We start from the raw sequence: 24,529 nt of genomic DNA, 5'->3' as shown, positions 1-24,529 counted from the left end.
ATTTTTTATACAAAAAAAGTCATCCCTGAATGGGATGACTTTTCACATTGCTACTTTATTTGGTCCAGTAGAAACCACATTTTTAATTGATGGCATATTTGCAATAAATACTCCAAGCAATACCAAAATACCCCCAAGGATTTGATTCAACAAGATATGATTCCCTAGAATAAAATGGGAGGCAAGGATGGCCACAAATGGCTGAATATTCATGAACATTGAAGCTGTACCTGCGCCAACCCTTGCTACACCTTTATTCCACCAAAAGCCGGCAACTCCTTGAGCGATAATCCCAGCAAAAGCTAATAATATCCACATGAAAAGGGAATGGCTGATAGAGGAGCCGCTTACCAAATTTTCAACTCCTGCTGCAGGAATCATCAGTACACTTCCTAGTACGGTGGAGTAAACGGTAATAATAAAGGTATTCATGGTTTTCGCTAAACCTCGAATAAATAATAGACTAATCGAGAGGCAAAGCATGGCGACTAGAATGTTAAAATCGCCCCATGAGATTCCCAAACCGCCCTTTCCAACGCCAATTATTGAAAAAACACCAATTAGACTTATAATGGCTCCTGCTGATTTTTTTACCGTAAACTTGACCTTAAAGATGATCCGTTCCAATAAAATTGTTGCTATGGGTGCCAAGGAAATGATTAATGAGGCGTTTGCCGGTGTTGTATGATGCAGCCCAGTAAAGTAAAAGGTTTGATTTAACAGAGTTCCAAAGATTCCCACACCAATTAGGAATTTCCACTCTGAAATGGTGGGGCGTTTTATTCCTTTATGAATCAAGGCAACGATAATCAAAAAAAGTGAGGTACAACAAATTCGTACAGTTGATAAAAAGACAGGTGAAAAGTCTTGGAGCAAATAGGCACTGATTGGATAATTTAACCCCCACAAAACAGAAACCAGAAAGAGACTTATAAAAGCTTTTATTGTACTAGACATTTAAATAAACAACCCTTCTAGGACGTTTTCATTGATAACTTGTATAAGTATAACACGGTATTTCGCATATCGAAAGAATTATCTATCGAATCTCCATTCATCTTTCATTTGAATAGCTTCTCTTTTTTTGAATCAGACTTTCCCCATTTTTCGTTGTATAGAATGGACTAAAGATTTTCTTCAGATTTGCATCTTCTATACCAACACCCATATCGCTAATCTCAACTACCGCTTTGTCCTCCACTTTTAATAATCGAATCGTAATATTTCCATCTTCAACCTTCCACAATCATACGGTGCGGTAATAAGTGCAAGATTATACCCAAAGCTGCCAATCGAAATACGTGCAATTAAACGAGGAAAAGGTGTTATTATTACATTTGATTTCATTAAAATAAACCGTACTAGCATGAACCTAGTACGGTTTATTTTAATAGATTATGGCTCATTACCTTTTTTGCGATAATTCATGCTTATATAAAGGGAGTTCAAATGGTAAACCGACATAGTTTTCAGCTAAATTTGCTGCTGCATTTCGGGATGATGTAACATTATCAAGTTCTGTCAACTGAATTCCGTATTCAAACGGACTATGGTTTTGGTTGGTATGAAGGATGGTGGTCATCCACCATGAAAATCTTTGTGCCCTCCAAACCCTTTTTAGACATATTTGGGAATACTTTTGCAAGATATCCTGATTACCTTGTTCATAAAATTTTTTAATCCCTTGGCTCAAAACTTGGATATCAGCTACTGCTAAATTTAGTCCCTTTGCTCCTGTTGGAGGCACGATATGTGCAGCATCTCCAGATAAATAGAGACGTCCATATTGCATTGTTTCACAAACAAAACTTCTCATGGAAACAATATTTTTTTGGATAATCGGTCCCTGTGGAAGAGTCCAGCCCTCCATATCAACTCTCGCATGAAGTTCTGACCAAATTCGATCATCTGACCAGTTTACAATATCATCATGTGGGTCAACTTGAAGATAGTGGCGCTGAATAGATGGGGTACGGGTACTTAGTAAGGCAAATCCTCGTTCATGGTGGGCATAGATTAACTCTGGGTTAACTTGAGGTGTCTCTGCAATAATCCCCAGCCATCCAAATGGATAGATTTGCTGTTTTTCAATTCTTTTGCTTTTTGGGATGGATTGTCTGCTTGGTCCATGGAATCCGTCACAGCCTGCAATAAAATCACATTCGATGACCTGTGGCTCACCAAATTCATTCGTATACTCTATTGTGGGTTGAGTAGATTCAATATTTACTAGTTTAACATCGCTAACATTAAAGAAAATAGTTCCATTAGCTTGTAATCGGGCAGCAACCAAATCCTTAATGACTTCATGCTGAGGATATAACATAATTTGTTTTCCACCGGTTAACTCAGCGAAATCCAGACGGTGTCTATTGCCATTAAATTGCAATTCAATCCCTTCGTGAACATGCCCCTCCCTCATCATTCGTTCACCGACACCAGTGGCATTTAACAAGTCAACCGTTCCTTGCTCTAAAACCCCCGCACGAATGGTTCCCTCAATTTCTTGGCGTGAACGGGATTCAATGATAATCGATTCTATTCCTTGCATGTGTAATAGATGCGATAACATCAGCCCCGCTGGACCGGCTCCGATAATTCCTACTTGAGTACGCATATAAACCATCTCCTCCTTTCCAAATCTTTAAGAGATTTATTTAACAAATTCACTTTCAACTTCGGCTTTTAAATTTGATGTTTCAATTTTTTCAAATGTAATTAGCGCATTCCAGCTTCCCGAGGACTGGCCTTCTGCTAGATAAGTAGGTACACTACCATCCTCAATCATCGTGAATAACATGGCGAGATGTCGTCCTCCTGATTCAACTCTTGCCATTCTTGCATATTCCGGCAGCATGTCATAAGCCGATTTATAATCTTTATTCATCACAAATTCAATAAACTGCTTATCCAAAGCATGTTCGGTAACGGTTGGCTTGTTATGTCTGCCTCGGACTAAATTGTGGGATAAGGCACCACTTGAAAGAAATACCACTTTTTTATCACTTTCACGTAATATCTTGGCAATTACCTGTCCCCATTTATAGGTTTCTTCTAAACTCGCAGCGAGCGTAACTGATAAATTAATGACCGGAATATCCTCGTCTGGGACAAGATAGCGTAGAGGCACCACACTCCCATAGTCCCAAATAAAATAAGGATCGTTCACACCTTGAACTTGAAGGTTGGCCTCTTCCCCCGCTTTTACTAATTCATTTGCCAGTTTTTCATCACCATGATAATGATAAGGAACATCCTTGATTAGGTCCGGTGCTTCAAACGCCGTAAGAATCCCTTTATGAACAGGAGTACAGTCGACATAATGGAAAAAGGTAGATGGCCAATGACAGGAAACTAACACAATAACATCTGGATTTATTTCTTTAATTTGTTTTCCCATTTTTTTCATTTCTCTTGCCATGTCCTGTTGGAATTCTGGTACTTGATCCTCGTCACAGAGGCTAGGAACGTGAGGCACTAACATACTCAATTCTATCGTCATATTAACCTCCAAAACTTAAATTCATTTAGTTAGCGCTTACATCAGTTGTTTACAATCTTGGGAGCATGACGGAATATCCCATTTCGCCATACTCTCCCTTTATATGTTGGTTACCTTTTCGAAACTGGTACTCCAGCTATTCCCCAATTGGATTTTGGAATCTCTGTTACGATGACTCTTATGCTCTCTTTTGGAGCATCTAATGTTTCTGAAACAGTATTAGTAATATTGTGAATGACTTCTTCTATTTTCTCTTTTGGTCTTCCTTCTAATATTTGAACATTAATAATTGGCATGTAAATGCTCCTTTTTAAAAATTAGGCTCTGTTAATGGTGCCTGTTGATTTCCGCTCCAGGCACTTCAATCAACCGTGTGCCAAAAATTATTAATCAGTTACTGTAAAGGCCACTTCACCTAGACCATCGAATTTACCGCTTACAATATCCCCATATTTCAATTGAACTGCACTCGTAATCCCGCCTGTTAAAATAACATCACCCTTACGGACCTTTTCCCCTTTTCTTGCCAGCATATTGGCAAGCATGGCAATGGAATTTGCAGGGTGGCCAAGGACCGCAGCTCCTGCTCCCAATTCCTTGATTTCACCATTGATCGAAAGCATTGCCCCAACTAAATCAAGTTCAAATTGCTCCGGCTTTTTAAGGGTGGTACCAAACACCACTCTTGAAGTTGAAGCATTATCCGCAATCACGTCGGGTAAGGTAAATTGAAAATTTTCGTACCGGCTGTCAATAATCTCTAGGGCTGGTAAAACATACTCGGTTTTAGCTAAAACCTGAGCCCCTGTTACACCAGGACCTTCAATATCCTCACCAATCACAAACGCGATTTCAGCCTCAACTTTTGGGTGAATTAATTCATGTAATGGCACCTGACCGCCATTTTCAATGATCATATAATCAAACACATATCCATAAATCGGTTCTTCGATCCCCATTTGTTTCATTTTGGCCTGACTGGTTAATCCCATTTTCGGGCCAATGATTTTTTTCCCTTCATTTAATTTCGAGTGTACAATTTCTTTTTGTACTTGATAAGCTTCTTCCACTGTTAAATCAGCCTTCAAGTTTACCGTGACTTTGGCAACCTCGCGCTTATCGAGTTCCGCAGATTCTAAATAGTGTGCAATCTCTTTGTATTGATTCATCCTCTTTCCTCCTTTAAACGGTTAAAACCGTACACTGACCTGACCGATATGAGCGAATCTTGCCGTAAATGTATCACCCTTTTGAGCGGCTTCGGCTGCTGACAAAGCCCCTGAAAGAATCACTTCACCTGCTTTTAGCGAGATATCAAATTCGGCTAATTTATTCGCTAACCAGGCAACACACTTTGTGGGATTTCCTAAAGCGGCTGCACCGACCCCCGTATTGACCAGCTCACCATTTTTCGTTAAAACCATACCTATTAATTCAAGATCGATATCCTCTATTTTTGTTGGCTTGCCGCCAAGCACATAAAAACCAGATGAGGCATTGTCTGCCACTGTATCGGCCAACTTAATTTTCCAGTCTTTTATTCTGCTATCGACGATTTCAAGAGCAGGTACAATATAATCGGTTGCCTGAAGGACATCAAGCGCTGTAAGATTTGGCCCCCGTAATTCCTTTTTTAGGATAAAGGCAATCTCCGCTTCTACTTTTGGTTGAAGAACTTGCTCTATATTAATCTGACCACCATTTTCTACCACCATACTATCCAGCAAATGTCCGTAATCAGGTTCATCTACACCTAGTAAATTCTGCATCGCCAAGGAAGTTAATCCAATCTTTTTCCCTACTATGATTTGGCCCTGCTCTATTTTGCGCTGAATGTTTTCCAACTGAATATAATAGGCTTCTTTTACTGTCAGCGTTGAATCTTCTGAGGTAAGTGGAACCGTACCAATCCGAGTGTTCTCCGCTTCAGCTAGTTTTTCTGCATATTGCTTAATTTTATCTGTCAAAAGAATGACTCCCCTCTTATAATTTAATCGTTATATTGGATAATTCAGAGTAAAAATCAATGCTATGCATTCCGCCTGTTCTGCCAATCCCGCTATTTTTCATCCCGCCAAATGGGGTACGCAGGTCACGTAAAAACCAAGTGTTTACCCAAATAATTCCTGATTCAATTTGATGAGCAACCCGGTGCGCCCGTCTTAAATCGTTTGTCCAAATCGTTGCACTTAGACCATAATGGGTATCATTTGCCTGCATGATCACTTCTTCTTCCATATCAAAAGGCATAACTGTTACAACCGGCCCAAAAATTTCTTCACGAACACAACGGGAATTCCGGTCTACTCCTGTGATAATCGTGGGTTCTAAATAATATCCCTTTTCAAACCCATCCGGACGTTTTCCCCCTGTCAGAATGGTTGCACCATCATTGCGGGCAATTTCAATATAGCTATTGACCCGATCATAATGTTCCTTGCTGATTAATGCCCCAACCTTTGTATCCTCATTTTCTGGAAGTCCTACTTTTAAGTTTTTAACCTTTGCTACAAATTTGTTGAGGAATTCTTCATATGCTGGGCGTTCAACATAAATGCGTGAACCACAGAGACAAACTTCACCTTGATTAATAAAACTTGATTTGATTGTTGTTTCGACCACTTCATCCAGATCGGAGTCGGCAAAAATTATATTTGGATTTTTTCCTCCTAATTCAAATGACAGCCTTTTTAATGATCTTGATGCCGCCTTCATAATTGCAGAACCTGTTCCCGGCTCGCCAATGAATGAAATCGCATTAATATCCGGATGTTCTGATATTGCGCCGCCTGCAGAATTTGGTCCGAAGCCATGAACAAGATTAACCACACCATCTGGAACTCCGGCTTCCTTACAAATTTCCATCAATACCGTTGCTGTCATTGGTGTCCATTCTGCTGGTTTAATCACGGCTGTATTGCCCATTGCTAAACATGGTGCTAATTTCCAAGTAAGTAATAATAATGGCAAATTCCAAGGTTTAATAATACCAACCACCCCAACTGGGCGGCGGTACGAATAATGAATGGCCAGGTCATCCTGTTGGTTTGCATCCGTATTAACAGATATCATATAATCGGCAAAAAAGTGGAAATTATAAGCAGCCCTCGGGACATCAATACTATTAGCCAACCAGAACGGTTTACCTGTGTCTAACGATTCCAACCGTGCCAATTCCTCTTGTCTTTCCAGGATTAAATCTCCAATTCGACGAAGAATCTTTGAACGTTCTCCTGTCGTCATCTTTTTCCAACTGCCATTTAATGCTCTGCGGGCTGCGGCTACAGCATAGTCAACCTCTTCTTTTCCCCCTTCTGCAACCATCCCCATTACCTCTTCAGTGGCCGGATTAATATTCTCAAATGTTTTTTTGTTTTGTGATTCAACAAATTGTCCGTTAATGAAATGCAAACAATTGATTGCCTTTACTCTTGTTTCGACAGTCATCTTTTTATTCCTCCAATTAGAAAACTATATTTTACTTAACTAGAAGATATCCCCTTTTAATTTCATATACAACATCGTTGTTTCTCTATGTGAAACAATTAAAAATAATTTTAATTTTTAAAAAATAACTTTTCTTTTCATTTTTCTTTTGATATATTGACCACTATAAAGCAACCTAGTTTTACATAATGAAACAGGGGTATGGGGAGGAATGAGTGATGGAAACAAAGAAACAGGAAGAAAATTATCTTTCTTCCTTAAAAAATGCTCTTCGGATTTTAAATAGTTTCTCGATGGATGAACCTGAAAAGAAAATTGGTGAAATTTCGACTTCTCTAGGATTAAACAAAAGTACAGTCAGCCGGACCATGGCAACCCTTGCAAGCGAAGGGTTCGTGCATAAAGATCCCGAAACTAAAAAATATCGCTTAGGCCTCTCTATTCTTACTCTTAGTGGTGTCGTATATAGTTCAATGGATATCTATCGTGACTCACAGCCGGTCTTAAACAAGCTAGTTGAGACACTTGGTGAAACCGCCCACATATCTGTTTTAGATCAGTCGGATGTCATCTATCTTCATAAAGTAGAATGCAATCATCCTGTTCGATTCTTAACTCATGTTGGACGAAGAAATCCGCCTTACTGTACAAGTTCAGGGAAAGTTTTACTAGCATTCTCTGATGAAGAAGTGACGCAGAGCGTAATCGAAAAAGGTCTTCATAAATACTCAAAAAACACGATTACAGACACCGATATGCTTCATGCTCACTTACGTGAAGTAAGGAAAAATGGCTATGCATCTAGTGTCGAAGAATTACTTGATGGAGTCACTTCTATTGCTGCACCGATTTATGATTACAAAGGAAAAGTAATTGCAGCCTTATCCATTGTAGGTCCAAAGCAGAGAATTCCAGCTCATAAAATTCAAAGTATAGCTAAAAAAGTTATTAGTGCTAGTTTAGATATTTCTAGAAATATGGGATATCGAAAAATAGATTGATATAATCGTATAGGAGTGATATTACATGCATGATTTCCATACTCATTTTATTCCACCGGAAGTAATCGCTTGGCTTCAAGACCATCAGAAGATCATTAATGCGAAATGGACCCAAAAAGATGGCACGAAAGATCCATTCTTAACGATAAATGAAAAATGGGGATTTGAGCTGAAAAAGGGTTTTGTTGAAGGTGACTATTACTTGGACGAACAGGAAAAAGCCGGTGTTTCTCATTCGCTTATCTCACCAATCCCCCAACTGTTTCTCTATGATTTCTCTGAAGAGATCACCACTGATATGGCAACTTTATACAATCAGGCATTAGCTGATTGGACCAATAAAGCACCTCAGAAACTCTCTGCTTTAGGAACTGTCCCTCTTACCAATCCAGAAAAAGCTGCTCAAGTCTTAAGTCAGGCGATGAATCTGGGATTAAAAGGAGTCATCATTGGTCCGGGTTTATCTGAACATATGTTATCTGACGACTTTTTCATCCCTTTTTTCGAAGAAGCCAATCGATTACATGCGATAGTTTTTATTCACCCATTATTATGTGAAGACCCTCGCTTAAAGCGAAGAATGATGCCTAATCTAATTGGTGTACCTTGGGAAACAACAGTTTGTGCAACAGATATTCTTTTAAGCGGAATGATTGATCAATATCCGAATGTAAAAATATTATTTGCACATGGCGGAGGTTTCCTGCCCTATCAAATTGGCAGACTTGATAAGGGCTATGAACATTGGGGGCTTGTCTCTTCCAAACTGAAAGCAAAACCATCTGAATACTTAAATCGTTTTTGGTATGATACCGTTTTATGGAGCCCGGATAGTATTGATTTTCTAATTAAAACAGTTGGAGAAGACAGAGTCGTTCCTGGTTCTGATTTCCCTTTTGACCTCTCAATGTGGCCTCCAAAGGAATTTATTACAAAAGGTTCCAGTTCGATCTTTGTATAGATGAAAAAAGTTGACCCCTTTTATATAGGAGTCAACTTTTTTGTTAATAAACCATGAATCGTTTTCTATCTAACTCGTTTACTAGTAGTTCAATAAAGTCTTGTCTCAAATTTAATTCAATTGCTTTATTTAGTGTTTCGAGCAATTGTTCCATGCTTAATTTCTGAATAATCATCTCACTCCAAAAAGCTTTTACGTAAAAATTTTATCTAGTAAATGCAGCAGGCACTCCGCCATCCACCGTTAACATACATCCAGTTGTTCTGTCTGATTTTGATGAAGCAAAGAATGCAATTGATTCTGCAATATCTGATGGATAAATATTTACGAGTAAGGTCGTGCGTTTACGGTAATGCTCTTCTAATTGATCCGGATCGATCCCATATGCTGCAGCACGTTCCTCACGCCATCTTGAACCCCAAATTGCTGAACCTTGAAGAACCGCATCCGGAAGAACAGAGTTTACACGAATTCCATATTCGCCGCCTTCAGCCGCAATACATCTTGCTAAGTGTGTTTCAAGTGCTTTCACTGAGCTGTAAGCTGCTGCATTCTTACCAGCGTACACAGAGTTTTTCGATCCGATAAACACCATGTTACCGCCAATCGCTTGATCTTTCATTTGCTTAAATGCTTCACGGGCAACCAAGAAGTAACCTGTACCTAATACATTCATATTTAGATTCCACTCTTTGAGTGTTGTTTCTTCAAATGGACTTGATGTTGCAAGACCTGCATTGTTGACAATAATGTCAACACCGCCAAATGTTAGTGCTGTTTGATCAAAAGCAGTTTGAACTTGCTCTTCACTCGTAACATCCATCTTAACAGCAAGAGCACGATTCGCTCCAAATTTTTCGTTTATTTCAGCAGTAACTTTTTCTGCACCTTCTAAATTTAGATCAGCTAGCACCACATGTGCACCTTCTGAAACAAGACGACGAGCTGTTGCACTGCCAATTCCACCCGCTCCTCCGGTGATAAAAGCTACTTTTCTAGAAAATTCTGTCTCTCGTGGAGCAAGTGTTAATTTATATAGCTCTAATGGCCAATATTCCACGTTATAGGATTCATTCTCGCTTAAAGATACAAAGTTTCCTAATGTAGTAGAACCTTTCATAACAGCAATCGCACGATGATATAATGCCCCGCTTACTCTAGAATTGCTAACATCCTTTCCAGAGTTCACCATTCCAACCCCAGGAATGAGGATGACACGTGGAGCTGGTTCAAACATTTTATCGCCTTGATTTTTGTTACGATTAAAATATTCTTGGTAAGCCGCTTTGAAACTGGCAACTCCCTCTTTAATACTAGCAATTAGCGCATCTAAATCTTTTGATTGCGGATCCCATTTGATATAAAGTGGGACCATTTTTGTGTGAACTAAATGGTCTGGACATGCAGCACCAATTTGTGAAAGCTCAGGTGCATTTTGGCTGTTAACAAATTGCAAAACATCTTCTCCACGGTCATAGGTTAATAGCATTTTCTTTTCTTCACTTACTGCACCACGGATAATTGGCAATACTTTTGCTAAAATACTGGTTGCTTCTTCCTCAGAAAGAGATTGATATTTTTGTCCGCCAAATACAGACGCTTCATCGACTCTTTCATTAATATATTGTTCTGCTTCATTGATAATTTCGATTGTTTTTGCGTAAGATTGTTCAGATGTTTCTCCCCACGTAACAAGTCCGTGTTTCTCCATTAAAACAAGCTCGGCATTCGGGTTATTTTTAACTCCTTCTGCGATCATTTTTGAAAGTGTAAAGCCAGGACGTACATACGGAACCCAGACAAAACGATTTCCGAAAATCTCTTCAGCAAGCTGTTTTCCATTATCAGCACAGCAAAGGCTAATAATCGCATCTGGATGTGTATGGTCTACATGCTTAAATGGCAGGAACGCATGCAATAATGTTTCGATCGATGCTCTTGGATGTTTGCTGTCAATCATACAATGTGAAAGATATGCAACCATATCTTCATCTGGCATTTCATCGCGTTCAAATAATGGACGAATATCTTCTAAATTTAATCCAGTAAAGTTATGTGCTTTCATGCTCGCTAAATCAGATCCGCTGCCTTTTACCCACATTACCTCTATTTCGCGTCCACGGAAATCCTTTTCAATTGTTTTCATGGAAGTATTGCCGCCACCCCAGTTACATACGGCACGATCCGTTCCAATTAAATTGGAGCGATACACTAATTCTTCTACCCCTTTTGAAACCTGTGAAGCTTTTTCAGTATCCCAAAGATTCATTACCATCCCAATTCCTCCGTTTGTATGTATATATGTTTATTAACTTCTGATTTTATTATATATTACTTTTGTTTATTTTTGAATATAAAATTTTATTTTTTACTTGTTTTTATTTAAAGGTCAGAAATACAAAAAAATCTACCCCCAAAAAGGAGGCAGACCTGCTCATTCTCTATTTTTCTCCTGCAACAATCTGGAACAATTCATCACGATTAATGATACTACCTGTAAATTCATGCGTCAGCCTTCCGTCTCCATTAAAGATAAACGTTTTGTTGTCATGTAAAACCTCGGACCCTTTGTTTTCGAAATGCTCACCAAGGGTATCTGCCAAGTTTTGAATCTGATTCTTATCCCCTGTCAGCATTTTCAAGTAGGAGAGATCAAAATTCATTTTATTTGCGTGTTCTTTCATGACTTCTGGTGTATCATTTTCAGGATCAAGTGAAACGGAAACAAGTAAAAGATTATCTGTTTTACTTCCTTTTGATTTCAGATCCTGCTGCAAATTGCTGAAATTCCCCAATAATATCGGACATGCGTTCGGGTCGATACAATTAACATACGTAAAGGTCAGTACAACGGTTTTTCCTAAAAAATCTTGTTTCGTTACTGAATTTCCATTCTGGTCAATTAACGTAAAATCAGGTAAGGTGACCTCTTTTGTCACTTTATGGGCATTTGCTAATGTTTTTGCCTCAACAGTGAATTGCTTTTCGTCCTCAACAGTTTTTCCATCGTGTTCGACTTTTATTGAAGCAACCCAATCACCATTCATCGCTAAATTAGACGTTCCAATATATTTGCCATCTCCAATTTCTTCGACAGCTACGGGGGTTGTACCGTGGTCCATATTTTTCATAGTTAAATCAGCACTCACTTTAGCACCCTCCACCGGTTTTCCCTGTTTGTCGACCACTGAAAACTGCATCGCATATATATTTCCTGGAGTAAATGTTTTTGGTGTAGAAAGTTTTATCGTTAAGTTACTGGCTGACCCACAGCCTGCAATAAATATAAACATCAGACTCAATATGAAAACAAAAGATTTTTTCATCGTGCCTAACCTCTCAGTCAGATAAATTTTAATATCACAGCTCCCTTTTACTATATACTACAATCTTCTTTAAATCTGTGAAGTTTTACACATATGCCAAAATAACGATTGTAGGCGCATGATGAATTCATGCGCCTTTTCAATCATCAATATGTACTGATTCTATCTTCCTCATCAACCTGTAGTCTTGTAAGCAATGGACGGTTTAACTTCCACTCAACCTGTACTGGAAGATTGAAAAATTCCGTTAACTTTTCACTTGATATCAATTTACTTGTCTCTCCCTCTGCAAAAACTTGACCCTCTTTTAGTAAAAGGGTTTTATTGAAAACAGGCAGGATTTCCTCGAGATGATGGGTGACATAAATCAATGTCGGTCCATCGGGTTTATTTGCAATTTTTCCAATCGATTCTAACAGTTGTTCGCGTGCGATAAAATCTAATCCATTTGTCGGTTCATCAAAAATAAGCAAAGAAGGGTCAGCCATCAGTGCACGAGCAATTAAAACACGCTGCTTTTCCCCTTGTGATAATTTTTCGTAATTTCGGTTTGCATATCTAATACAACCAAGTGTTTCCAAGAGTTCAACAGCTTTTTTTCTCATTCCATCTGTCGGTGTTTCATAGAGACCAATCGATGCAAAAGCACCGCTTAAGACAACCTCAAAAGCATTATCTCCTGGATGAAATTTTTCCTGAAGTGAAGAGGAAACAAATCCAATCTGTTTGCACAGTTTCTCACTTAAATATGTTTTCCCAAATTCCATCCCCAGTACAGTTACGTTCCCTGTCGTCGGAAAATAATAGGCATTTAATAAATTTAAGATCGCAGTTTTACCCGAGCCATTTAAACCAAATAATACCCAGTTTTCTCCTCTATTAATCTGCCAATTTACATCTTGCAAAATCCAATTTCCTTCTCTTCGTAATGATACATTTTCAAGCTGTAAAACCATCGTGATGGCTCCTTTCATATTTTTATGGTATGTATTGTATTTCTATTGTATCAAATTTTCAGAAAACAAAAAAATAAGCCCTAGCAAATAGGACTTATTGAATCTTTATTTACTCATCTGCAAGCAATCGATATTTTCCACTATAATAAATTAGCGGGTCCGAATCCTCCAAATTAATACTAGTTACCCGGCCAATAAAAAGGGTATGATCTCCTTCCACATGCTCGGCCGATACTTCACATGTAATTTGAGCCACAGCTCCTGGTAAGACAGGTATTCCTTCAAGACGCTCAAACGCTACTTCTTGTTGATTTTTTAACTGCCCCGCAAATATCATTGATAATTCTTGCTGTTTAGCAGCAAGTATATTGACAGAGAACTTTTTACTTTGTTTTATTTTTTCAAGCATTTGTGCTTTTTCAGCAATCGAAATGACAACAAGTTTTGGATTAAGCGAAACAGACATAAAGGCATTCGCAGTCATTCCATGTACATTTCCCGCTACTTCTGTTGCCACTACTGTTACTCCAGTTGCAAATTTCCCCATTGCGTTTCGAAACTGACGGTCATCCATAATAACACCTCACTAAATATTATTATTTTTTAGCCTTTCTTTTTCAAACGACGATACATCCGATATCCTTTCCGCATTGCATCAACCATTAAAAAAGGGATTGGTGGATGATATTTATATATATATGGTAAATAAATCTTATAATAAGCTTTTTTTAAATCTTTCCATTTCCTACAAAACCCTTTTTTATAAAAATCGGATATATCAACAATATATCCTCTGCCCTCAAACATGACGACATTTTTCCCATGGACATCATAGGGATTTAATCCAATCGACCTTGCATAATCTAAACCGGAATCAATATCTTTAATTACTGTTTCGGGAATTGGAACCCCCTTTACCAAGGCATCAAACAAAGTGATACCTTCCAGCTTTTTTAAGATTAAATAATTTTCCCCATAATCAAACAGAGTAGAATAACTTTTATGATTTCCTAATCTTTTATATACTTCAATTTCCTTCTTAAGTTCCTCAGGACTTCGACCATATACTTTTACAACCCATTCTGGCTTTGCATCAAGCGAAAATACCCCAGCATAATTACCACTTCCGATGGTTCTCCAGATTTGTGATTGATTTTCTACGATAATCGGGTCAAACGGACTGATTGTCGTTAATTGTATTTTCGGGAATAATTCTGTTTCTATTAAATTTATATACTCTGCTTTTTGCAAAATTGTACACCTTCTAAACCAAAATATAATGGAAATTTCTTTTATGCCATTATACACTAATAGTTAATAGAAAGATTTAGAATTCATTTGGAAATTCCCTATTTTCAATTTTGTTAACGGTGGAGTACTAAGGGCTAATAGAAAGGATTTGCTATGACTTTTCCCATTTTAGAAACAAAAAGACTTAAGCTAATTGAGATAACCCATCAGCACGTGGACTACATATACGAAATTTTATCATTAGAAGAAGTGACGAGGTTTTATGGGACTAATCGTTTTACTTTACCTGTTGAAGCTTCAAGATTAATTGATATGTTTCATAAGAACTTTGTTGATAAACGGGGGATCCGTTGGGGTATTAAATTAAAAGAAAATCAGCGCTTCATCGGTACAGTGGGTCTTAATGGTTTACATTTAAAAAATAAGCGTGCAGAGATTGGCTATGAACTCCATCCTGTCTATTGGAGGAAAGGACTTATCTCCGAGGCAATAAATGAAGTAATTCGTTTTAGCTTTCAACAATTAGATTTATATCGTATTGGTGCCGTTGTCTACCCGGAAAACGAAGCATCGATCAATTTACTAATGAAGATTGGTTTCACAAATGAAGGAATCCTGCGTGGCTATATTAATCAAAATGAGCAATTTCATGATACGTACGTCCTGTCGTTATTAAAGCCAGAATGGATAGAAAGCCAGGGTTAAACCCCTGGCATTCTTATTCCTCAAAATAATCCTTAACTTTTTTAGGGTTTTTCCCTATGGTATCATTATAATACGGATTACATTCAGTAGCATCTTGTGGATCGAGATTGGTTTTGATCACTAACATGGGTGAGGGTGAACTCTCTGCAATTATTCGGTCATTTAATTGGTCAAAATCAGGCATATTTTTATTTCCAGGCTGTCTAGGTTTCATTCTAACACCTCCTTATCATAGCTTGCTAATTTTCCATTTAATAATTCCCATGAAAAAGAAAAAAACTAGGAAGTAAAACCTCCTAGTTACTTTTATTCTTCTTCTGAGCCGACTAAGAAATCTGGATTTAACTCTTCGAATTCTTCGTCGTCTACATCCATACCCCAATCATCATCGCAGTCCTTGCATCCATCTGAGCTGACAAGAACACAAACCTTTGTTTCGCCAATCACCTCTACGAGGAATTCTCTTTCAACATGGACGATGATGCGATTGCCATTCGGGGAAATGACCGCTTCAACACAATTTGGCTGCTGAAGCACTCGAGCACTAATTTCATTGTCATCGAGGCAATCATGGTCACGATACTTTAACTTAATGACGTCTGTATATTGGACACGTTCTGTGACAACTTCTGTTTTGGTATTATCATTAAATGAGTACCAAACATTGATGTCATAAGAGCCATGTATCTCTACAGTCTTGCCAACCTTTTTCGCATTATATTTATGGTTGATGATCCAACAGCCAAGTATACTTGTTGGACTATGCGCCGGGCTAATCGTATGATTGGACTGTGTAAATTTACGTCCTTTCGCTACTACGGCCTTGGTAATTATCTCTCTATATTCTCCCATTTCGCGCGAACCCTCCTCATTCATTTTCATTTCATCGTATGCAAGATATAAGACTAGTGTGAAATTTATTTTGTTGAGTACTGGATAAAAGTTTAGTCATAGTTCATTTTATGCGGGAGTTATAGGTGTGTGCCTTGTATGCATGTACTTTAAAAATGAAGAGTAATAAGATTCTAATCAGAGGGGAAAATAAATGTAAGGAAAAAATAAAGCCAGGCTCTCATAAGCCTGGCTGGAGTCTTAATGTTCGTGATCGCAATCGTCGTGACCTTCACAAGATCCGCCGCCATTTTGCATGCTTGAACCAGTTTCTCCTAATAATACATCGCCGCCCGTTGAAATGATGATTTCATCGGTGACCGTATTTGAAATGGTTGAAGCAATAATTTGAAGCAATTCGTTTACATCTAATTGTGATTGTTTGAATTCCTGTACAACAGGAATTTCATCTAATTCTTTCTCAATCGAAGCAATTTTATCTTCAACTTTTTTTAAGGCTTCAGGTTTTCCATAATGCTGAAGATTTACAGCTTGCTTCTGCAATCCTTTAATGTCAGAAATTAAGGTATGAACTTTATTATTTCCATTTAACTGTGCTTCTGCACGCTTAAAAAAGTCAACCTCTTCTGTTTCTGCAATCATTCGTGCTAAGTCTGTCGCACGTGCAACGATATCATCTTTTGTATATTTCGCCACTTTACTTCACCTCTGCTGGTTCGAATTTCTCTACCATTTCTCCGTTTAATGACCATGTTCTTGCTTCTGTTATTTTGACTTTTACAATTTTGCCAATCGCTGATTTTGGTGCAACAAAGTTCACAAGCTTATTCCTAGAGGTGTAACCTGCAAGGACATCAGGATTGTTCTTACTTTCCCCTTCAACCAGAACATCAACGATTTGACCTTCATGCTTTTTCATCGCCTCTAAAGAAAGCTCATTCACAAGGGCATTTAAGCGCTGTAAGCGTGCTTTCTTCACTTCCATCGGAACGTTATCCTCCATTTTTGCTGCTGGAGTACCTTCACGTGGAGAATAAATAAAGGTATATGCTAATTCATAACCGACTTCACGGTAGAGAGACATTGTTTCTTCAAACTGCTCATCCGTTTCATTCGGGTAACCCACAATAATATCTGTGGTTAACGCAACATTAGGAATGGCCGCTTTAATTTTTCTTACTAATTCTAAATATTGTTCTCTAGTATACTTACGTGCCATAATTTTTAATACATCAGTAGAACCTGATTGAACCGGTAAATGGATATGGTCCATTAAGTTTCCACCTTTGGCCAGCACATTAATTAAACGATCATCAAAGTCACGCGGATGGCTTGTAGTGAAGCGGATTCTTGGAATATCAATTTTTCGTAATTCATCCATCAATTCACCAAGACCATACAAACCGTCTTCTAAATCTTTTCCATAGGCATTTACATTTTGCCCAAGCAACGTAACTTCTTGGTAACCTTGTGCAGCAAGATGACGTACTTCTTGAATAATTTCTTCTGGCCTGCGGCTTCTTTCTTTCCCACGGGTGAATGGTACGATACAGTACGTACAGAATTTATCACAGCCATACATGATGTTTACCCATGCTTTAATATTCCCACGGCGGACTTTTGGAAGGTTTTCAATTACATCCCCTTCTTTAGACCATACTTCAACAACCATCTCTTTTGACATGTATGCTTCATTCAAGATATGTGGTAGACGGTGAATATTATGGGTACCAAAAATCATATCAACCTGATGGTAGGTTTTTAGAATTTTGTTAACAACAGATTCTTCTTGTGACATACATCCACAAACACCTATAAGTAAGTCAGGCTTTTCTAATTTTAATGACTTTAAATGCCCTAGTTCACCAAACACTTTATTTTCAGCATTTTCCCTAATTGCACATGTATTTAATAAAATGACATTTGCATCTTCAGTGCTGTCAGTGGGTTCAAAGCCTAAAGCTAAAAATATTCCTGCCATAACTTCCGTATCATGCTCATTCATTTGACAGCCATAGGTACGGATATAAAACTTTCGACCCTCGCCCATTCCACGGAATTTCTCTGGAATCGCAAAGTCATTATGGTACTTTACTTCTTCTTTTCCACGTTTTTTAGCATCTTTCAAGGACGGTGCAGTAATTACTTGTTCAAAGTACTTGCTGTAATCCTTGGCGGATTTTTTGTCCGAAGAATTAACAGACTCGACTTGCATACCTTCTAAACGTTGTTTTTCATTCATTTGTTCAAATGCCCCTTTCTATCCATTTTACAATTTCATCTATTAATTATTTAAGATAATAATCTTGTGCAAAAATGAAGGAGAATCCAGACATTATCCACACATTATAATAGTATAAAGGTTTACTGGCTTGAAAACAATAGAAAATCCCGTGGGCTAAAGCCCCGGGATTTTCTATTATACATTAAATAAATTCAGAAACTAATTTATCAAAATAATTTTGATCTAGATCAAGATCTGCTTTGGCTAAAGGCGTCTCAGAATAGCCAGTGATTAATTCTTGATAAGACTTACGCTCAGTGTTTTGATAAATAAGTCCTGTTACAAGACCATTATGCTTCATTAATGTCTGCATGGCCTCTTCGCGATTTGAAGGGTCATAACCTTCGATATCACTAAGTTTTGTTAGATTTTCTTTAAACCAATCATATGTGTTTACCTTATTATAAGTAACACAAGGACTGAACACGTTGATTAATGAAAACCCTTTGTGATTAATTCCAGCTTCAATTAATGCTGTTAAATCTTTTAGGTCTGTAGAGAAACTTTGCGCTACAAAGGTTGCTCCAACAGTCAAAGCCATTTCCATCGGAGAAATTGATTGCTCAACTGACCCCATTGGCGTTGATTTTGTTTTAAAACCCGTTGCTGAACGAGGAGAAGTTTGACCTTTTGTTAAACCATAAATTTGGTTATCCATTACGATATAAGTAATATCGACATTACGGCGAATGGCATGAATCGTATGCCCCATTCCAATCGCATAACCGTCTCCGTCTCCACCAGAAGCGATAACAGTTAAATCACGATTAGCCATTTTAACACCTTGTGCAATCGGGAGTGAACGACCATGAATCCCATGGAAGCCATATGAATTAATATAACCAGAAATACGTCCTGAACAGCCAATTCCAGAAATAACAGCAAGGTTTTCTGGCTCTAAGCCAACATTCGCTGCCGCACGTTGCATTGCCGCTTGTACGGAGAAGTCGCCACAGCCAGGGCACCAGTTCGGTTTTACATTGTTTCGAAAGTCTTTAAAAGTGGCCATGATTTAGAACAACTCCTTACATTTTGTATATACTTCGTGTGGTAGAAATGGATTTCCGTCATATTTAAGATGCTTAGTAATTTTTTCAGCATGTCCGACATTCATTTTCATAATATTCGCTAATTGGCCAGTTGCATTGTTTTCCACAACTACAACTTTCTTAGCAGAACGAACAAGTGGAAGAACTTCGTCCGTAGGGAACGGATGAATTAAACGGATGTGCGCATGATTGACTTTTATGCCATCATTCTCTAAACGCGTCATTGCTTCTTCAATAACTCCGCGTGTTGAGTTAAATCCTACAAATAAAACATCCGCATCCTCGTGCTTAACATTTTTATATACAGGAGTATCAAAGCGAATATTTTCGATTTTACGGAAACGCTTATCCATTTGTGCATTCCGGTTTGCAGCAGATTCAGATGGTTTACCAGTCTCATCGTGCTCAACACCTGTTACATGGTGAATACCATTCTTCATACCAGGAATTACACGTGGAGAAACTCCATCATCTGTTACTTCATAACGTTTGAAGTATGCATTATTTTCATTAGCAGGTATTTCCTCTGTTACCAATTTCCCACGTCTAATTTCAACCTTGTCATAGCTTAAAGGTTCAACTGTTTGTTTACCCAAAGATAATTGAAGATCAGATAAAATAATGACTGGACATTGATACTCTTCAGCTAAATTGAATGCCTCCGCGGTATCATAGAACGCTTCTTCAACTGTACTTGGAGCCATGACAATTTTCGGAATCTCACCATGTGTTCCATAGATCATTGCCATAAGGTCTGATTGTTCTTGTTTAGTTGGTAATCCTGTTGAAGGACCGCCACGTTGTGTGTCAACAATTACTAATGGCGTTTCAGTAATACCTGATAGTCCGATTGCTTCCATCTTTAATGATAATCCAGGTCCAGCAGAAGCAGTAATCGTACGTACACCGGCGTAGTTAGCCCCAATGGCCATCGTACAAGCAGCAATTTCGTCTTCTGTTTGAATAACTGTACCACCTAAAGCAGGGAGTTTTTGAATCAAATACTCCATTATTTCAGATGCTGGTGTAATAGGGTAGGCTGCCATAAAACGGCATCCGCCTGCAATAGCACCAAGTGCGATCGCATCGTTACCAATCATAAACATCCTTTTTTTGCCATCAGCTTTTTCAAGCTCCATTGTTTGGACATCTGAAACAAGATTTTCTTTCATTTTTTCAAAGCCGGCTTTGATTGCATCCATATTCTTTGCAACCACTTGGTCGCCTTTTTTGCCAAAAATCTCACGAACAACTACTTCAAATACATTAATATCTAAGTCTAATACAGCAGATGTTGCACCGATTGCAACCATGTTCTTCATTAATGAAGTTCCAAGTTCAGTGGCAATTTCAGTAAATGGTACCGCATACAAAGATGCTTTCGTATCATCAGGTTTCTTTGGTGAAAATTTTGCATCTGCAAGGATTACACCATTACTGTGTAGTTCTTTGTAATTTAAATCAATAGTTTCTTGGTCAAATGCTACCAGGATATCTAGGTCATCAGAAATAGAACGCACTTCTGTCGTACTTACTCTGATTTTATTGTTGGTATGACCACCTTTAATACGTGAAGAAAAGTGACGATAACCATACAAGTAATATCCCAGGCGATTCAGTGCAATTGCAAAGATTTCCCCAGTACTTTCAATACCTTCCCCTTGTTGTCCTCCAACTTTCCATGAAAGTTGATTGATCATGACCTACACCCCTTTGGATATGTAAAAATTAAGTAGAATAAATTAATTCATTTATTAGTTTAGCACTATTCCGAGTATTTCACTAGAATTTAGCCTATAATTACAAAAAGACTAAAAAAATGTAACTTTAGATATGTACTAAACGCTTACAATTCTAGACCTATGCACAAAAAATTGCAACCCTTTAAAGCGAAATATTGTCTAAAATATGAATATTTTTTTATTATTTGAAATATACTCGGATTCGATAATGTCGACTGCTGCAGAAACATACATCCTCCTCATTATATGGCAGTTTTTCTTACATTTATTCTTCATACGAATATCTAATATTTATATTCTAGAAATCATTATAGTCTATCTTAGAATAATGATTTTAATCGGTTATTATATGATTTTTTCCTAAAATATAAAAAATACCTGCTTGATTATACAAGCAGGTAGTATCAATTTATATTTGTTTTTTCTTGTCAAAAGTCTATCTCTTTCAACGTGGTTCTACAATAAGTTTGATAGCTGTGCGTTCTTCCCCGTCAATTAAAATATCGGTAAACGCAGGGATACAAATTAAATCAACTCCGCTAGGTGCTACAAATCCTCGAGCAATCGCTACTGCCTTAACGGCTTGATTCAATGCACCCGCCCCAATTGCCTGTATTTCCGCTGCACCTCTTTCACGCAGAACCCCGGCAAGCGCACCAGCTACAGAATTAGGATTAGATTTTGCTGAAACTTTTAATATATCCATTTCTAGCTCCTCCTTAGAAAATCCCGATCCCGCATGAGCAGTTTCATGAACAAATCAGGTTATAACATTCCACTGCTACTATATTCAGCTGTCAAAAAACATATTCCGGCTTGGACAAAAAAAAGCTCCAGTCTCTAGGATCTGGAGCTAGACTAATAAAAAAAGAGCAAAATCAATTTGCTCTTTAAGAATAAAACGGATGATCGTCATTTATTAAGATAGGTTGTATTTTTTTGGTAAAGCCGGTTTTACGGTCCAATTCAATAACCACTGCACTAAGCTGATTTCTTCCTCCTGCAGCTACTTCAAATCGTACTGGCAGGCTTGTAAGGAACCTTTTAAGCACAGCATCTCTCTCCACCCCTAGAATGCCGTCATACGGACCCGTCATGCCCACATCGGATAAATACCCTGTGCCATTAGGCAGAATGCGGCTATCGGCCGTCTGAACATGTGTATGTGTCCCCACAACCGCTGATACACGCCCATCCAAGTACCATCCCATTGCCTGTTTCTCGCTGGTTACTTCCGCATGAAAATCCACAAAAATAAATGGAGTTCTTTCTCTGGCAATTTCAATTAATTCGTCTGCTTTTTTAAACGGACAATCGAGTGGAGCCATAAAGGTTCTCCCCTGTAAATTAATAACTGCAACTTCTAAATCATTTACTTTAAAAAAGGCCATCCCCTTCCCAGGAGTACCTTCTGGAAAATTTGCTGGTCTGACCATATTTTTGGCTGAATCGATAAACTCAAAAATCTCACGGTTATCCCACGAGTGATTACCAAGAGTTACAGCCTGTGCACCATATCCTAAAAATTCACGATAAATTTTTTCCGTAATTCCTTTACCGCCTGCAGCATTTTCCCCATTAATAATGGTAAAATGCGGACGATATTTTTCTTTTAATTTTGGTAAGTATTCCTTTACCATGTCCCGACCTGGTGACCCGACAACATCACCGATAAAAAGTAGATTCATTTTTATTCCTCTCATCAAGAAAATTTTTAATGTTTCAATTGTATCACATTCAGACCTCATTTAATCGGATAAGCCCTCCAAAAAAATAAAGCGGTGCATGCGCACCGCTTTATTTTGCATATTCAACAGCCCTTGTTTCACGGATTACTGTCACTTTAATATGGCCTGGATAATCTAGTTCTTCTTCAATGCGCTTACGAATATCACGAGCTAATCGGTGCGCAGCAAGATCATCAACCGAATCAGGTCTTACAATAATACGCACTTCACGTCCTGCTTGAATGGCAAAAGACTTCTCTACACCTTCATAAGACTCAGAGATTTCCTCTAACTTTTCAAGACGGCGGATATAGTTTTCAAGCGTCTCACTACGTGCACCAGGTCTTGCAGCTGATAATGCATCAGCGGCGGCAACTAAAACAGCAATGATAGACGTTGGCTCTGTATCCCCATGATGTGATGCAATACTATTAATTACTACAGGGTGTTCCTTGTATTTGGTTGCAAGTTCAACACCAATTTCTACGTGGCTGCCTTCCACTTCATGGTCAATCGCCTTCCCAATATCATGAAGCAAGCCCGCACGACGTGCTAAGGTTTCATCTTGACCCAATTCAGCAGCAAGTAATCCAGATAGCTGTGCTACTTCCATTGAATGCTTTAAGACGTTTTGACCATAGCTCGTACGGAATTTCAAGCGGCCAAGAATTTTGATAAGATCTGGATGAAGTCCATGAACCCCCACTTCAAAGGTGGTTTGCTCACCAACCTCGCGGATATATTCATCCACTTCGCGACGAGATTTTTCTACCATTTCCTCTATTCGTGCTGGATGGATACGCCCGTCTTGAACTAATTTCTCTAGTGCTAAGCGAGCCGTTTCACGGCGAATAGGATCAAAACCTGATAGAATTACAGCTTCAGGAGTATCATCAATAATTAAATCAATTCCTGTTAACGTTTCTAGCGTACGAATATTTCTTCCTTCACGGCCAATAATACGGCCCTTCATTTCGTCATTTGGCAGGTTGACGACAGAGACAGTCGTTTCCGCAACATGGTCAGCAGCGCAACGCTGGATTGCTAGCGAAAGAATTTCCTTCGCTTTCTTGTCTGCTTCCTCCTTCGCACGATTCTCACTTTCCTTAATCATTATGGCAGTGTCATGGGTTAATTCCTGCTCCATTCTGTCGATAATGATGGATTTTGCTTCCTCGCGCGTTAAGCTTGAAATTCGTTCGAGTTCAGTTTGTTGTTTTCGTACCAACTCGTCCACTTTGCTTTCCATCTCTTCAATATGCTGTTGTCTTTGGTTTAGAGAATCATCCTTCTTTTCTAAAAGATTTTCACGCTTGTTTAACGTTTCCTCTTTTCGATCTAAATTCTCTTCTCTTTGCAGTAAACGGTTTTCTTGTTTTTGCATTTCATTTCTTCGTTCACGAACCTCACGTTCTGCTTCTGTACGAAGCTTGTGAATTTCATCCTTTGCTTCTAGCAAAGCTTCTTTTTTCAATGAATCAGCATCACGTTTCGCATCTTCAAGAATCTGCTCTGCAGCATTCTTTGCACCTGCTACTTTTGCTTCAGCAATGGACTTATGAACAAAATAGCCAACAACGGCACCGACGATAAGGCCAAGCAAAATGGAGATGATAGTAATTAAATCCAATCGTTACACCTCCTCTTGCTATGAACTTTTGTTACATTTTTTAAGTGTCGGCATGTACATTGTTTAGACTCAACATACAGCAAGCACCAAGGCTTT

General features: G+C 38.4%; 26 protein-coding genes. 3 read left to right on the top strand and 23 right to left on the bottom strand.

From position 1 onward, the window contains the following. Positions 1 to 42: 42 nt before the first annotated feature. The 8 genes from BR30_RS33980 to BR30_RS0119775 form a co-directional block, all read right to left on the bottom strand. The gene (locus BR30_RS33980; RefSeq protein WP_051633682.1) at positions 43 to 957 is read right to left on the bottom strand and encodes a DMT family transporter; all 915 of its coding nucleotides are present in this window, start codon (positions 955 to 957) and stop codon (positions 43 to 45) included. Positions 958 to 1,054: 97 nt separating this feature from the next. Then, positions 1,055 to 1,246 carry an ATP-binding protein gene (locus BR30_RS0119805; RefSeq protein ID WP_026566525.1) on the bottom strand — a complete coding sequence of 64 codons (192 nt, stop codon included), beginning with the start codon at positions 1,244 to 1,246 and terminating at the stop codon, positions 1,055 to 1,057. A 159-nt stretch (positions 1,247 to 1,405) separates the two neighbouring features. Continuing rightward, positions 1,406 to 2,617 carry a 4-hydroxybenzoate 3-monooxygenase gene (locus BR30_RS0119800; RefSeq protein WP_026566524.1) on the bottom strand — a complete coding sequence of 404 codons (1,212 nt, stop codon included), beginning with the start codon at positions 2,615 to 2,617 and terminating at the stop codon, positions 1,406 to 1,408. 36 nt (positions 2,618 to 2,653) lie between these two features. Then, the gene (locus tag BR30_RS0119795) at positions 2,654 to 3,502 is read right to left on the bottom strand and encodes a DODA-type extradiol aromatic ring-opening family dioxygenase (protein ID WP_026566523.1); all 849 of its coding nucleotides are present in this window, start codon (positions 3,500 to 3,502) and stop codon (positions 2,654 to 2,656) included. Positions 3,503 to 3,612: 110 nt separating this feature from the next. Then, positions 3,613 to 3,804 (bottom strand): 4-oxalocrotonate tautomerase, encoded by a 192-nt coding sequence (locus BR30_RS0119790; protein WP_269320635.1) that lies wholly within the window; start codon positions 3,802 to 3,804, stop codon positions 3,613 to 3,615. Between the two features lie 84 nt (positions 3,805 to 3,888). Continuing rightward, entirely contained in the window at positions 3,889 to 4,671 is a 783-nt protein-coding gene (locus BR30_RS0119785) for a 2-keto-4-pentenoate hydratase (protein ID WP_026566521.1), read from the bottom strand. A gap of 21 nt (positions 4,672 to 4,692) precedes the next feature. After that, on the bottom strand, positions 4,693 to 5,469 hold the full coding sequence (locus BR30_RS0119780) for a 2-keto-4-pentenoate hydratase (RefSeq protein WP_026566520.1): 777 nt from the start codon (positions 5,467 to 5,469) through the stop codon (positions 4,693 to 4,695). Positions 5,470 to 5,485: 16 nt separating this feature from the next. Beyond that, positions 5,486 to 6,949: an aldehyde dehydrogenase gene (locus BR30_RS0119775; protein ID WP_026566519.1), complete on the bottom strand. Its 1,464-nt coding sequence runs from the start codon at positions 6,947 to 6,949 to the stop codon at positions 5,486 to 5,488. A 218-nt stretch (positions 6,950 to 7,167) separates the two neighbouring features. Between BR30_RS0119775 and BR30_RS0119770 the strand changes: the two genes are divergently transcribed. Together BR30_RS0119770 and BR30_RS0119765 are read left to right on the top strand one after the other, a co-directional pair. Further along, positions 7,168 to 7,950: an IclR family transcriptional regulator gene (locus BR30_RS0119770; RefSeq protein ID WP_026566518.1), complete on the top strand. Its 783-nt coding sequence runs from the start codon at positions 7,168 to 7,170 to the stop codon at positions 7,948 to 7,950. A gap of 25 nt (positions 7,951 to 7,975) precedes the next feature. Then, on the top strand, positions 7,976 to 8,911 hold the full coding sequence (locus BR30_RS0119765; protein WP_026566517.1) for an amidohydrolase family protein: 936 nt from the start codon (positions 7,976 to 7,978) through the stop codon (positions 8,909 to 8,911). A 43-nt stretch (positions 8,912 to 8,954) separates the two neighbouring features. Here BR30_RS0119765 and sda read toward each other — a convergent pair whose 3' ends face one another. From sda to BR30_RS0119735, 6 genes are all read right to left on the bottom strand, one after another. Then, on the bottom strand, positions 8,955 to 9,065 hold the full coding sequence (gene sda / locus BR30_RS36065; protein ID WP_269320623.1) for a sporulation histidine kinase inhibitor Sda: 111 nt from the start codon (positions 9,063 to 9,065) through the stop codon (positions 8,955 to 8,957). A gap of 51 nt (positions 9,066 to 9,116) precedes the next feature. After that, entirely contained in the window at positions 9,117 to 11,186 is a 2,070-nt protein-coding gene (locus BR30_RS0119755; protein WP_026566516.1) for a bifunctional rhamnulose-1-phosphate aldolase/short-chain dehydrogenase, read from the bottom strand. A 166-nt stretch (positions 11,187 to 11,352) separates the two neighbouring features. Next, on the bottom strand, positions 11,353 to 12,237 hold the full coding sequence (locus BR30_RS0119750) for an SCO family protein (protein ID WP_026566515.1): 885 nt from the start codon (positions 12,235 to 12,237) through the stop codon (positions 11,353 to 11,355). A 146-nt stretch (positions 12,238 to 12,383) separates the two neighbouring features. Then, on the bottom strand, positions 12,384 to 13,193 hold the full coding sequence (locus tag BR30_RS33975) for an ABC transporter ATP-binding protein (RefSeq protein WP_035445743.1): 810 nt from the start codon (positions 13,191 to 13,193) through the stop codon (positions 12,384 to 12,386). Positions 13,194 to 13,302: 109 nt separating this feature from the next. Then, positions 13,303 to 13,767 (bottom strand): flavin reductase family protein, encoded by a 465-nt coding sequence (locus tag BR30_RS0119740; protein WP_026566514.1) that lies wholly within the window; start codon positions 13,765 to 13,767, stop codon positions 13,303 to 13,305. A 29-nt stretch (positions 13,768 to 13,796) separates the two neighbouring features. After that, entirely contained in the window at positions 13,797 to 14,444 is a 648-nt protein-coding gene (locus BR30_RS0119735) for a protein kinase family protein (protein WP_035445741.1), read from the bottom strand. A 153-nt stretch (positions 14,445 to 14,597) separates the two neighbouring features. Between BR30_RS0119735 and BR30_RS0119730 the strand changes: the two genes are divergently transcribed. Continuing rightward, a complete protein-coding gene (locus BR30_RS0119730; protein ID WP_026566512.1) occupies positions 14,598 to 15,149 on the top strand; it encodes a GNAT family N-acetyltransferase in 552 nt (183 codons plus the stop codon). 13 nt (positions 15,150 to 15,162) lie between these two features. Here the strand turns inward: BR30_RS0119730 and BR30_RS0119725 are convergent, their stop codons facing one another. The 9 genes from BR30_RS0119725 to rny all read right to left on the bottom strand — a co-directional run bounded on the left by BR30_RS0119725 (position 15,163) and on the right by rny (position 24,433). Beyond that, complete coding sequence (locus tag BR30_RS0119725; protein ID WP_026566511.1) at positions 15,163 to 15,363, bottom strand: hypothetical protein; 201 nt, start codon at positions 15,361 to 15,363, stop codon at positions 15,163 to 15,165. Between the two features lie 92 nt (positions 15,364 to 15,455). Then, positions 15,456 to 16,001 (bottom strand): outer spore coat protein CotE, encoded by a 546-nt coding sequence (locus tag BR30_RS0119720; RefSeq protein WP_026566510.1) that lies wholly within the window; start codon positions 15,999 to 16,001, stop codon positions 15,456 to 15,458. A gap of 240 nt (positions 16,002 to 16,241) precedes the next feature. Continuing rightward, the gene (locus BR30_RS0119715) at positions 16,242 to 16,697 is read right to left on the bottom strand and encodes a YlbF/YmcA family competence regulator (protein WP_026566509.1); all 456 of its coding nucleotides are present in this window, start codon (positions 16,695 to 16,697) and stop codon (positions 16,242 to 16,244) included. A 1-nt stretch (position 16,698) separates the two neighbouring features. Further along, positions 16,699 to 18,243 carry a tRNA (N6-isopentenyl adenosine(37)-C2)-methylthiotransferase MiaB gene (gene miaB / locus BR30_RS0119710; RefSeq protein WP_026566508.1) on the bottom strand — a complete coding sequence of 515 codons (1,545 nt, stop codon included), beginning with the start codon at positions 18,241 to 18,243 and terminating at the stop codon, positions 16,699 to 16,701. A 184-nt stretch (positions 18,244 to 18,427) separates the two neighbouring features. Continuing rightward, positions 18,428 to 19,294: a 2-oxoacid:ferredoxin oxidoreductase subunit beta gene (locus BR30_RS0119705; RefSeq protein WP_026566507.1), complete on the bottom strand. Its 867-nt coding sequence runs from the start codon at positions 19,292 to 19,294 to the stop codon at positions 18,428 to 18,430. 3 nt (positions 19,295 to 19,297) lie between these two features. Further along, entirely contained in the window at positions 19,298 to 21,034 is a 1,737-nt protein-coding gene (locus tag BR30_RS0119700) for a 2-oxoacid:acceptor oxidoreductase subunit alpha (protein WP_026566506.1), read from the bottom strand. A gap of 487 nt (positions 21,035 to 21,521) precedes the next feature. Further along, the gene (gene spoVS / locus BR30_RS0119695; protein ID WP_026566505.1) at positions 21,522 to 21,782 is read right to left on the bottom strand and encodes a stage V sporulation protein SpoVS; all 261 of its coding nucleotides are present in this window, start codon (positions 21,780 to 21,782) and stop codon (positions 21,522 to 21,524) included. Between the two features lie 184 nt (positions 21,783 to 21,966). After that, complete coding sequence (locus BR30_RS0119690) at positions 21,967 to 22,764, bottom strand: TIGR00282 family metallophosphoesterase (protein ID WP_026566504.1); 798 nt, start codon at positions 22,762 to 22,764, stop codon at positions 21,967 to 21,969. Positions 22,765 to 22,873: 109 nt separating this feature from the next. After that, positions 22,874 to 24,433 carry a ribonuclease Y gene (gene rny / locus BR30_RS0119685; protein WP_026566503.1) on the bottom strand — a complete coding sequence of 520 codons (1,560 nt, stop codon included), beginning with the start codon at positions 24,431 to 24,433 and terminating at the stop codon, positions 22,874 to 22,876. Positions 24,434 to 24,529 lie beyond the last annotated feature (96 nt).

It is taken from the genome of Bacillus sp. UNC41MFS5 (assembly GCF_000686805.1).
The sequence above is the reverse complement of the archived record's forward strand: the minus strand, read 5'-3'. Positions and strand labels throughout refer to the sequence as shown.